10 protein-coding genes and 2 rRNA genes are annotated in these 12210 nt (G+C 44.5%); 6 read left to right on the forward strand and 6 right to left on the reverse strand.

What is annotated here, in order from left to right; translation table 11 throughout:
- Positions 1-154 (forward strand): 23S ribosomal RNA (locus HMPREF0999_RS20215); the annotation flags it as partial.
- 83 nt (positions 155-237) lie between these two features.
- Positions 238-348, forward strand: a 5S ribosomal RNA gene (rrf, locus tag HMPREF0999_RS20220).
- Positions 349-460: 112 nt separating this feature from the next.
- Here rrf and cobC read toward each other — a convergent pair.
- Genes cobC through cbiB form a run of 6 tightly spaced genes read right to left on the reverse strand, consistent with a single transcriptional unit; the run spans position 461 to position 4866 of the window.
- Positions 461-994, reverse strand: a complete 534-nt coding sequence (gene cobC, locus HMPREF0999_RS20225) for an alpha-ribazole phosphatase (RefSeq protein WP_008780962.1) — start codon at positions 992-994, stop codon at positions 461-463.
- A 2-nt stretch (positions 995-996) separates the two neighbouring features.
- Positions 997-1746 (reverse strand): adenosylcobinamide-GDP ribazoletransferase, encoded by a 750-nt coding sequence (locus HMPREF0999_RS20230; protein ID WP_005855052.1) that lies wholly within the window; start codon positions 1744-1746, stop codon positions 997-999.
- Between the two features lies 1 nt (position 1747).
- A complete protein-coding gene (cobT, locus tag HMPREF0999_RS20235) occupies positions 1748-2788 on the reverse strand; it encodes a nicotinate-nucleotide--dimethylbenzimidazole phosphoribosyltransferase (RefSeq protein WP_005855054.1) in 1041 nt (346 codons plus the stop codon).
- 30 nt (positions 2789-2818) lie between these two features.
- Entirely contained in the window at positions 2819-3334 is a 516-nt protein-coding gene (locus HMPREF0999_RS20240; protein ID WP_008774497.1) for a bifunctional adenosylcobinamide kinase/adenosylcobinamide-phosphate guanylyltransferase, read from the reverse strand.
- Entirely contained in the window at positions 3327-3896 is a 570-nt protein-coding gene (locus tag HMPREF0999_RS20245) for a S4 domain-containing protein (RefSeq protein ID WP_009276779.1), read from the reverse strand. The genes HMPREF0999_RS20240 and HMPREF0999_RS20245 overlap by 8 nt, the downstream gene beginning before the upstream one ends.
- Before the next feature lie 10 nt (positions 3897-3906).
- Positions 3907-4866, reverse strand: a complete 960-nt coding sequence (cbiB, locus tag HMPREF0999_RS20250; protein ID WP_009276780.1) for an adenosylcobinamide-phosphate synthase CbiB — start codon at positions 4864-4866, stop codon at positions 3907-3909.
- 381 nt (positions 4867-5247) lie between these two features.
- On the opposite strand from cbiB, the gene HMPREF0999_RS20260 reads away from it, so the two are divergent.
- From HMPREF0999_RS20260 to HMPREF0999_RS20275, 4 genes are all read left to right on the forward strand, one after another.
- A complete protein-coding gene (locus tag HMPREF0999_RS20260; protein ID WP_009276781.1) occupies positions 5248-5799 on the forward strand; it encodes an RNA polymerase sigma-70 factor in 552 nt (183 codons plus the stop codon).
- 61 nt (positions 5800-5860) lie between these two features.
- Positions 5861-6841, forward strand: coding sequence for a FecR family protein (locus HMPREF0999_RS20265; protein ID WP_009018595.1), 981 nt, complete (start codon positions 5861-5863; stop codon positions 6839-6841).
- A 295-nt stretch (positions 6842-7136) separates the two neighbouring features.
- The gene (locus HMPREF0999_RS20270) at positions 7137-10427 is read left to right on the forward strand and encodes a TonB-dependent receptor (RefSeq protein ID WP_009276782.1); all 3291 of its coding nucleotides are present in this window, start codon (positions 7137-7139) and stop codon (positions 10425-10427) included.
- Positions 10428-10437: 10 nt separating this feature from the next.
- A complete protein-coding gene (locus tag HMPREF0999_RS20275) occupies positions 10438-12210 on the forward strand; it encodes a RagB/SusD family nutrient uptake outer membrane protein (RefSeq protein WP_005855070.1) in 1773 nt (590 codons plus the stop codon).

Consider the following 12210-nt stretch of genomic DNA (forward strand, 5'->3'; position numbering starts at 1 on the left):
GATCGGATAAGTGCTGAAAGCATCTAAGTACGAAGCCGGCCTCAAGATTAGATCTCCCTCAAGGGTGGTTATAGACGATGACCTTGATAGGCCACAGGTGTAAGGGCGGCGACGTCCGAGCCGAGTGGTACTAATAGCCCGGGACTTTCCTCACAGTGAAGGTTGATATATTTTAAGACGATAAGGCGAAGCGAGTCTCTTCGGATTGATGTCCGGTCAAAATCTTGATAATGATATTAAGGTGGCTATAGCACGAGGGATCCACCTCTTCCCATTCCGAACAGAGAAGTTAAGCCTCGTCACGCCGATGGTACTGCGTAACAGTGGAAGAGTAGGTAGCCGCCGTCTTAGGTGAAAGGAGTCAGTCGAAAGATTGGCTCCTTTTTTTGTTATATGGCACCAGCCGTTGTAGAGATGTGGCGTGCCGCATCTTATCCTTTCGAAATGTGCCGGATTTTGGTTAATCCAGCACTAATTTTACGATAGCCCCGTAAGAGGGTACGTTCTTAAAAGCATCTTGCAAAGGATATTCGCCAGCGTAGACCCGGGCACAAGTCAATACCCCGCCATGCGCGAATAGGCATACCTTTTGCAGCTCGCTTTTGCGAAGCTCATTCAAGAAGTCGCTAACCCGGTCGTATTGATCTTGTAGGGATTCACCGTTTGGAGTCGGGTTATTAACCCAATCCTTGAACCAAGCCTCTGAGCGGGGATCGGAGGATAGCTCATTCCACGATTTCATTTCCCATTCCCCGAAATTCACCTCCTTGATACGGTCTTCTCTCTCCGCCTCCGGAAAGCCGCAATAATTAGCTAAGCGCACGCAGCGGGTAAGGGGACTTGTCCAAACCTTATCGAACGTATGATCGCTCAAGCCTTTTTTTACCTCTTCCGCCTCTTCCTCGAAGGTCGGTTTCAATGGAACATCGGTTTGCCCGTAGGCGTAGCCGGCGGGAACATCGACAGAGGTATGTCTGATTAAATAAATCTCCATAATTATATAGTTTGATAGATGATCACGAAACCCATATAGAAGCTTAACTCACTAAGAAGAAAAGTCGCTCCACAGCAGTCTCCCGTATATCCTTGTATCTTTCTCTTCATGAAAGAGGTAAGGAAATACCAAGTGATAACCGGGAATATACCCGCTAGTAAGTAAACAGGTTGGGGAAGCCATAATAATGGTAAGAAAGCACAAATGATGCTAAATACATATTCTCGAGAGGTCATTCGGCTATATACGGTCTTGTTCTTGGCTTCCTCCTCTTTCCTCGCGTAAGGCAGGCGATTGATGATCATGCTGGAGACGCCTTTGCAAAAAGGATCTCCAGCCAGTATGGCACATCCCGCTAGCTCGATCGGGAGACTGCTTACTAGTAGGTAGAATAGTCCGAAGTAGAAAATCAGTCCGATTACCCCATAGCTACCTATATGCGAGTCTTTCATGATCGCCAATATGCGTTCCCGGCTCGTGCCGCCGCCGAAACCGTCGAAGAAATCCGCCAGCCCGTCCTCATGCAGGCAGCCGGTTATCAGCAATCGGGTAATCATGGCGCATAAGATCGCCACGGATGGCGGAAGAATCAAGGAGGTAGCGTACAATACCAATACCGACAAACCAGCCGTCAGCCAACCGACCAACGCCCAATGGCTCACGATATTCTTGAAACAGGCCGCCGGAACCTCCGCCAACCGCCAGAACGGTAACCGAGTAAAGAATATAAACGCAGCGAGTATCCGCAACATATCAGAAATATTTGGTGATTGCCGCTTGCTTGAAACTATACATCTCGTTGATCATGCGAACGGCGGAGTCGAGTATCGGGTAAGCGCATACCGAGCCGGAACCTTCTCCCAGCCGTAGCCCTAGATCGAGCAATGCTTTTGCCCCCAAGAAATCCAGTATCCGTTTATGTCCGGCCTCGTCGCCGCAATGCCCGAATACGCAATACGATTGCATTTCCGGATATAAGCGGGAAGCCACCAATACGCAATTCGTCATGATAAAACCATCCACGAGGATAATCATCTTCAGTTCGGCGGCACGCAACATGCCTCCTACAGCCATAACCATCTCATACCCTCCGAAGTAGCGCATTACATCCAAGGCGCTTCCATCCCCTTTGTAATTCTCCAACGAGCGTTTCAGTACGTTGTATTTATGCCGTACGCCTTCGCTGTCCAGTCCGCTACCGGCCCCCACACAGTCGATCAATGGGATTTGCGTGAGGCAAGTCATCCACATGCTGGAAGCCGCCGTATTCCCGATACCCATCTCTCCGAAACTGATCACGTTACAGCCTTCGTTGTAACAATCCGTCACGATATCGGCTCCGTATTGAAGGGCTTTCTCCATTTCCTCCACGGTCATGGCCGCCTCGTGAAGAAAGTTACGGGTTCCTCCCTTGCGCACCTTGCGGTCGATAAGTTGGGGGATAACGGGGAAATCGAAATCCACGCCGCCATCCACGATCTTCAACTCAAACCCATGCTGGCGGGCAAGGTAGCAAACTCCCGCTCCTCCGTTCAAGAAATTATGGATCACTTGGCGAGTTACCTCCTTGGGAGATTTGCTTACACCCTCGTCGGCGATGCCGTGATCCGATGCATAGATTACGTTCACGGGATGACGCAAGACAGGCGATAAGGTTTGCTGGATCAATCCCACTTGCAGGGCGAGCGCCTCGAGCGTTCCCAATGAGCCTTTCGGCTTTGTCAGATTATCGATCTTGTCTTGTAAAGCGGCCTCCAGCCCTTTGTCCGGGGCCTCGATGTGAAATTGTATCATGATAGTAGTATTTTATATAAGTCGTTGTTCTTATTCCTTGATCTTGACGGGGATTCCGCTGACCATCAAGACAACCTCGTCCGCTTTAGAGGCGATATATTGGTTGAGCCAGCCTTGCATATCGGTAAATTTACGTTGCACCTCGTCTATCGGCACGCCTCCCATACCCAGCTCGTTCGTCACGAAGATCAAGTAGGCATCTTGCCGGGAGAGTTTATCGAACTCCGCTTTGAGGAGGGAGAGGGATAATTCCACGTCGCTTTGATTGTCGAAGAAGAAATTTGTCCCCCAAAGGGTTACGCAATCGATCACCACGACACGATCGGTAAGATCGTGGCGGCTCAAGTATTTCTCCTCCTCTATATTGGTCCACTCGGGTCCACGGTCTCGCTGGTGGCGTTCCACCCGCTTCCGGAACTCCTCGTCCCAGATGCGGGAGGTAGCTAGGTAAACCGGGTTGGGCGACAGCGATAAGGCGAGCCTCTGTGCGTATCCGCTCTTGCCGGACCGCTGTCCTCCAGTCACTAAGATCACTTTCTTACTCATCGCCTTCGTGATTCCTGTTTTTCCGGTGGGCGGCACGTTTAGCCTTGTTGATCGGATTGTTCTTGCTCGTCTTCCGAAGGGCGGCCGATTTCGGGTTGGCGGCGATCCGCTGCGCCACCGCCGATTTGCTCAGTGCCTTTCCGAACTTGGGGCGTAAGGCATCCCGCAATAACTTCTCCTCGTCGGTAAGCTTGGCGGTCTTGGATTTCCAGCCTCCCTCTTTCTGCGCCTTACGGGCGGCAGCGTATTTATTGAACTTTCCGAACTTCTCCATTTTAGCGCCTTCACGGCCTCCCTTGTTCTCGGGTTTCGCTTTCCGGAGCGTGCCGAGTAATTCTTTTTCTTGCTGCACCTCCTTTTTCTCCTCCTCTTGCAGGCGGATATATTTCTCTACGTTCAAGCGTTCACCGTCCACCAATACGACATCTTCCGCCGTGACCTTCTGGCCTACGTGCGGTTGCTTGCCGTTTACGGTTACCCGTTCCATCTCGATGAAATTGTCCGCTTCCCGGCGTGAGCAAACACCGGCTTCGCTTATCAGTTTGTTTAATCTAATTTCCATATTATTAATATTATATTATTAGTAAAATAAGGGTGACGATCACACCCATCACCAGTTCCGTATTACTATTCACTTGAATGGCGATACGCATATCCTCGGTCGTGAAAGGCCTCGCGTTCGTTCCGATATAAGGCTTCTCCACCGGTTTGCCGAAATAATCGTGCGTCCCCCCGAACTGGCAGTCCAAGACCGCCGCCAAGGCCGCTTCTGGATAACCGGAATTAGGGCTTGCGTGTTCAGGGCCGAAACGCCGTACGAAATCCCTTTTTCCCCAATTATTGGAGACCAGCAACATCAAATAGGCCGTGAGGCGGGCCGGGATGTAATTGGCGATATCGTCGATTTGCGCCGCTATCCGTCCGAACTCAAGGTAACGCTCATTCTTATAACCGATCATCGAGTCCAGTGTATTCACCATCTTGTAAGCCATCATCCCCGGCAACCCCAGCAGGGCAAACCAAAACATCGGGGCGATCACGCCGTCGCTTAAGTTCTCGGACAAGGTCTCCAACGCTGCCGCCCGTATCTCTTGCGGCGACAGGTTCGAGGTATCCCTCCCCACGATCCGTGCCACTTGCCGCCGTCCTTCTTCCGTGCTACGGTCCACGGCCTCGAACACCGCCTTCACTTCCTTGATAAGCGTCTTTCCGGATAGGCAATAAAATACGCCGACAGCCGTCAGCAACCCACTGAACTGCGGATGTATAATCCAAGCCCACGACAATATCCACTCGCAGATTAAATACACGCCAAGGATAAGCACGACTGCCAGTATGCCGCCTTTTAGGACCCGCTCGGAGCCTTTATTCAACTCTTTCTCTCCGGCGCTGATCGCTTTGCCAAACCATACGATAGGATGGGGCCAACCTTCCGGGTCTCCCAGCAACCGGTCGGATAACCAACCACCCAAAAAGGGCACGATCTTGAGTAAATTGATAGAATGATGTAACCAATACATATTGAATGTCATTGAAGGAACAAACTTAGACAAAAAAAAGAACATAAGGAAGCGGTAAGCGATTCTTCATCACACATTAGGCGAAAGAAACCTACATTTAAAGGATTTCGAGCGTAGACTTTCATATTCTACCATCCGTTGTATGATCATCCACCATCCGTTGCATGATCTTCTAACAGTTGGTGGATGATCATACAACGGATGGTAGAATATGAATAGGTACGGAGAAAACGGCTAAAGGATGCCTTTAGAAGCCTTAAATCTTCGGGAAGGGAGGGCTTGATATACGGGGGATTTCTTTCAATTTTGTATTTATTAACAAGAAAAGCGTTCTTACGGCCGGTTATTATTACTTTATTTGCTCCCACCGTATCGTGAAAGGAGTTAATCGAGATGACAGATGAAAAATCCATTTTAGAACAATTTGCCGCTGGAAATCATACCGCTTTCCGGGAATTGTTCATGCGTTACCATCTGAAAGTCTATTATTTCGTGCTGGGACTCGTGAAGTCCGAGAACGATGCCGAGGACTTGACCCAAGAGATTTTCCTAAAGCTTTGGACGCATCGGAGTCGTTTCACGGAAGTGAGGACGTTCGGTTCCTACCTCTATGTGCTGGCGAAGCATACGGCGTTCAATTATATCGAATCCCGCCGGGTGAATCTCGTGAGCTTGGAGAGTGCTTCGGAGGAAGACGAGGAGCGAAGTACGCCTTATGAGGATTTAGTCGCTAAGGATTTGCGATTGTTGGTGGATATGATTGTAGAGACCATGCCGCCACAGCGGAGGATGATCTACCGGATGAGCCGTAATGAGGGATTGTCGAACACAGAGATCGCCGAGAATTTACAACTCTCAAAAAAGACCGTGGAAAAACATTTGAATCTAGCGTTAAGGGAATTGCGGAACGTAGTATTGACTTTCCTTCTTGTTATGATATGTTAATGAATTGAGGGTAAAGTGAGAAAAGTAGGTCCTATAAACAAGATAAAATAGAAAAGCAGGAATGAGTCCTATAAAAAAGATATTAAAATACTTTTTCCATCATTCGTTCTCCGGGGAGATGGTGGATCGGGTACATCAACGATTGGCGGAGCCGGGAGACGAACGGGAAAAGGAAGAGGTTTTACGGGAGATCTGGAATGAGATCGGTTTTCCGGAGGCGGATAAACGAAGCGAGATGGCTTTCGCCCGGTTGGAGAATACATTGGACGTGAGGCCCCGTCCCTGTCTGCGTATCCCGGCATGGGTGCGTATCGCCGCTATCTGGCTGATCCCTTTGTTGTCGTTGGGTGTTTCTTATTATCTATATAGAGACGCACGGGATGTCAGGCAGCTCGCTTTTATGGAGCGGTTCGTACCTTCCGGCAAGCGGGAGCGGATCACCTTGCCCGATGGTAGCGAGGTCTGGTTGAATTCCGGTACCTTGCTGCTTTATCCATCCGACTTTATCGGGGATAAGCGAGAGATCTATCTGGTGGGAGAGGGATATTTCAAGGTGCGAAAACGTCCTGAGCAACCTTTCATTGTGCGGACGAAAGCGATGCGGGTACAAGTGTTGGGTACCGAGTTTAATTTATCCGCTTACTCGGACCAAGAGAAGATAACGACAACCTTGGAGGAAGGTTCCTTGAAGATCCTTCCTGATGATCCCTCGGTGGCTCCATGTATATTGAGTCCTAACGAGCAGCTTGTCTACATCCCTTCCCGGGGAAAGGTGGACGTGCGGCAGGTGGTGGGCTCGGATTACTCGGCATGGAAAGAGGGAGGCTTGTTGTTTAACAACGATTCTTTCGAGGATATTTTAAAAACCTTGGAACGTGTCTATAATGTGAAGGTGCATTTACGTACCTCCGCTTATCATTCCAACCGGCTTACGATCCATTTCAATAAGAATGAGTCATTGGTGAACATCATGATGCTGCTCAAGGAGATAGTACCTGGTTTAGAGTATCAGATCAAAGAGGATGGAGTCTATATTGATTAAAATGTATATTTCTTAGTCTTCTTTTAAAAGTGAAAGTATATATAGAAACGAGTGTGTTTACCAATTAGAAGTAAAAACTTTATCTCACTGTTTGTTTGTCGAGCTGAACAATAGATACGAGCTTTCGATAAACAGTTTGGTGTTTGTGTCCTTTGAAATTTCTATTACTCAATGTTCTGTGTTTTACATTTGTTAACTTTGTTCTGTTAGGTGTATCCTTCGTATTCCTTGTCCTAATAACGAGTACGTACTATAGAAGGAAATATAAATGTTTAACTAAAAAATCTAATATCGCATGAACAGGAATAAATCTATATGTATCACTATTCTTTGTTTGAGTCTTGCTATGGTTCGGAGTTTGCCTATTGATGCGCAAAAAGTGACATTTCATGACGGTTTTATCTCTTTAAAACAAGCATTTGAGAAACTAGAGTCAGTCTCGACTTATAAGATAGCCTATAATGACAGTCAATTGGATGTGTCGAGAAAGGTCTTGATGGATCAAAAAGAAATGGAAGTCTTGTTGGCCTTATCGCAATTGTTAAAGAATACGGGGTACACATATAAGACAAATGGAAATTACATACTTATTGTACCGGAGAAAGCGGATGATACCACGAAAGACAGAAAAAGAGTATCGGGTGTGATTGTCGATAACCAAGGTATCCCTGTGATTGGTGCAAATGTTGTGGAGAAGGGGACTGCAAACGGAACTATCACTGATATTGATGGGAAATTCACGTTAGAGGTAAGCGGTAATGCTACTCTTCAAGTCTCATATATCGGCTATAATACGCAAGAATTATCGGTCTCAGGAAAGACCGATTTCTCCGTTAAACTTGGCGAGGATACGCAAGCTTTAGACGAGGTGGTCGTTGTTGGATATGGAACACAAAAGAAGGTAAATCTGACGGGAGCGGTGCAAAGTATTTCTAGTCAGGATTTAACGAAGCGAAACCTTTCCAGTTCATCTCAAGCCTTACAAGGCTTGATACCGGGTATGGTTGTTACCCAAAGTTCCGGAGCTCCGGGAGCGACGGCCTCCATCCAAATCCGAGGAACGGGATCGATCAATTCAAATAGTGAGCCTTTGGTATTGATAGATGGAGTTGAGGGGGATATGAACTCTGTCGATATGAATGCGATAGAGTCTGTCTCTGTATTGAAAGATGCTGCATCAGCGTCGATCTATGGATCTCGTGCCTCTAATGGTGTCATTTTGGTGACAACCAAAAGGGCTAAAGAAAATAAATTATCGGTCTCTTATAATGGTTATGTAGGTTTTCGTACGCCTACCTCGACTCCTAATCCCGTAGATGCGGTCACTTATATGGAGGCTATCAATCAAGCGTGCGTTAATAATAATCAAGCCCCTCAATATTCGGAAGAGGTAATTAATGCCTATAAAACTTCTGGGGCAGATAATATTCATAGGTATGATACGAATTGGAAAGATTTAGTATTTGATGAAATCACGTTAACACATAATCATTCAATTAGTGTTAGTGGTGGTAGTGATGTGTTAAAGACATTTGTCAATGCTTCCTATAATTATGAGGATGGTTTAATACCAAATAATTCGTTCAAACGTACTGCTATTCGTTCAAACACGGACGTTAAGCTAACAGAGTGGCTTAGGGCGGGTTTAAACCTGAATATCCGTAGAAGCATTCAAAAAGACCCGACGAGTGGAACAAATAATATTATAAATAGTACGTTGCGTTTTACACCTCTTTTTGGGGCTGTTAATAATGATGGAACTTGGGGAAATGGCCAAAATGGTATCAATCCGTTAGCGCAAGCGATTGATGGTGGGGTTAAGGTCGTAGATAATAATGATATAGATGTAAAAGGAACTCTCGCTTTGACACCAATCAAAGGTATGGAGATCTTGGCCAGTTATGCCAGCAGGCGGTATGAGAATAAACAAGATAAGTTTCAGAATACCTATGATACTTATGAGGGTGGTAATTTTATCATGACTTATCCTACGACTAAATCTAGGTATGAGGAGTGGTATCAGTTGATTAAGAACCAGTTTAACGCTCAGGTGACTTATGAAAATACTTTCAATGAAAGGCATTATTTTAAGGGCTTTTTGGGATTTCAAACCGATGAGTTCAAAAATAAGTCGTTTGGTGGTTCACGTAATAATTATTACTATGATGGCTACGAGGAAATGAATCATGGGGATGCCTCTTCCTCTATGGTTAATGGTAATAGTTCTAAATTGACTATGATGTCATATTTCGCTCGCTTTAATTATACTTTTGCGGACAAATATTTAATCGAACTTACCGGACGTTACGATGGCTCATCAAGGTTCACTGCTAAAAATCGCTGGGGATTTTTTCCTTCAGTGTCTATTGGATGGCGAATATCAGAGGAACATTTCTTCGATCCATTAAAAGATGCGATTGATAATTTGAAGATCCGTGCTTCGTATGGTTCTTTAGGAAACCAAGACCTCAAGGACTATTATCCATATGCGTCTGTATTAGCCTTGGATGCCTCGTATTGGTTTGGAGATAGTAAAAATTATACTACAGGAATTTATTCCAATGCGTTGTCTAATCCTGAAATCTCTTGGGAGAAATCACAGCAGTTTGATTTTGGATTGGATATTACCGCTTTTAATACCCGTTTGGATGTGACGTTTGATTATTACATCCGTGAAATTAGCGATATGTTGCAACAATTTCCCGTGACTTATGCGGTTGGTTTGACTTCTCCATGGGAGAATGCGGGCAATATGAGAAATAACGGTTGGGATTTAAGCGTGATGTGGCATGATCGGATAGGAAAAGTGAAATATAACATTAGGGCTATGTTATCCGATGTAAAAAATGAGGTGACGGATCTGTATGGAAATAAGTATATTAATGATAATAATACGACACAAGAGGGATTCCCTATAAGTTCTTGGTATGGATATGTGGCTGATGGATATTTCCAGTCTAAAGAGGAGATTAATAGCTATCCAGTTTATGGGAATAATAAAGATAATGTAAAGCCCGGATATATAAAATATAAGGATATTAGTGGCCCTGAAGGGGTACCTGATGGCCAGATCACAGATGCGGATCGTACGATTATCGGTGATCCACAACCACGTTATTCTTTTAGTCTGAATCTAGGTGCGGAATGGAATAACTTTGATTTTAATGTGTTTTTACAAGGAGTGGGTAAACGGGATATATTCTTTAACGGAGCAGGAGCAAGGCCGTTTTGGATGGGAGGTACTGTTTACGAACATCAGTTGGATTCTTGGTCTGAAGAGAATCGAAATGCAGAATATCCTCTATTATTGATTGATGGTTCAGGCGGAGGAAACATGAATAATATTCCTTCTTCTTTTTGGGTAAAGAGTGGGGCTTATATGCGTTTAAAGAACGTGAGTGTAGGTTATTCATTGCCTAAGAATATATTAGGTAAATCAGGGCTTAGTAATGTGCGATTTTATCTAAGCGGCCAAAATCTACTCACAATAGCAAAAGGATATAAAGGATATGATCCTGAAGGTGATGTATCATCTTATTATCCGGTTACTCAGGTTTATACATTTGGTGTCGATATAAAATTTTAAAGGAAAGGTTATGAAAAGATACAGATTCATTTATACGATTTGCGTGTTACTTGTTTTTATTAATATATCATGCAGTGATTTTTTGGATGTAGAAGATACGAATCCGTCTTACACAAACGAGGGATTTTATACAAATGAGAACGCAATCAGAGAAGGGGCAACTGGTGTATATTCGAACTTATATATGCAGGTTGTAGGAGAACTCGCCCATACGACAATCTTTGATTTTTATACAGGGCTAGCTCTGGAAAGAAATGAGAATACGACGATTGGTGCGGGAGGTGGTTTAAATGCGGATAACAGCGATATACTTAAATTCTGGTCCCAACTTTATACGAACGTAGCGAGAGCAAACGCATTTTTAACAGGAGTGAGGCCGAATATGGATGATCTTAGTAAGAAGTCTTTACAGTATGTATCGGAGGTCCGTGTGTTAAGAGCGTATTATTATTATCTGTTAATCGCTTTATGGGGGGATGTGCCTTTTTATACAGAACCTCCCACTTCCGATCAGTATGAGGTGGAAAAAACATCAAGGGTTAAAATATTGGATTTTATTATAAACGAATGTAATGAAGCTACCGAATATCTAGATTGGATCGCAATGGATAGAGGACGTGTTGATAAATCATTTGCGTATGGTCTTATCAATCGTATGGCTTTATTAGGGGGGAGTTTAGATTTCGGAGGAAAAAGTACTGAATATTTTAAAATAGCCGCTGAAGCAGCCTCAAAAGTGATCGGGAAACGTTTGCTGGCATTGAACTACGAGGATTTGTTTGTCGTGGAAGGACAGGCGAAAGCAGATGTCCGAAACGAGATGATTTTGGAGATGATCTATAATGTTGATGGTACGAATGTTCACAGGAATTGGACTGGATTTGGTTTTGTCTCTCGTATGCAAGGACAAACGTCTCGACATCCGAGTATGCTGTTGGCAGATACTTATGAATGTATAGATGGGAAACGTATTGATGAATCTCCACTATATGATGTACATCACCCACAAAAGAACAGGGACCCTCGTTTCAAGGCTACTTTATGGATGCATGGAGATACAGCTACTTGTAATAATGGTTCTTTGAATACCGTTATTATCAATGCCTATGATGACGAGACACAACAATATAATTATACGACTGGTGAATGGGAGGTTAGAAATAATGATGATATAAATAGCGCTGCAGCTTGGGCTAGTTTTACCAATGCCGGGTGTGGTTATATTATAGCTAAATATAGTAAAGAAACATCTCAAAATATTAGCTATACAAGTCAAAATGTACCAATCATGCGGTATGCGGAAATCTTACTTGGTTATGCGGAAGCGAAGATTGAACTAGGGGAGTTGGATCAGAGCGTTTATGACGCAATCAATCAAGTACGAAATCGTGTAGGGATGCCCAATGTATCGGCTGATAGAATCGGAAATATAGAGAAAATGCGTCAATTAGTAAGAAGAGAGCGTAAGGTAGAATTCGCTATTGAAGGATTGCATCTGATCGATATGAGAAGATGGGGAATTGGGGATTTAGAAAATGAGAAACCGATGTATGGTCGTCCTATCGAGGAAATTCGTTATAAAGGTTTGTCTGAGACCGATATTCCTTATTTTAAGAAATCGGATCGTCATGATTTAAATGATATTCCTGATTATGAGTCTTATAAAGAGAAATTGAAAGTAAGGGACGCAAATCGTTATTGGGATGCTAAATTTGAGTTATGGCCTATTCCTCAACAAGAATTGGATCGTAATCCTAAATTAGTTCAAAATAAAGGGTATTAA

It is taken from the genome of Parabacteroides sp. D25 (assembly GCF_000307475.1).
GTDB lineage: Bacteria > Bacteroidota > Bacteroidia > Bacteroidales > Tannerellaceae > Parabacteroides > Parabacteroides distasonis.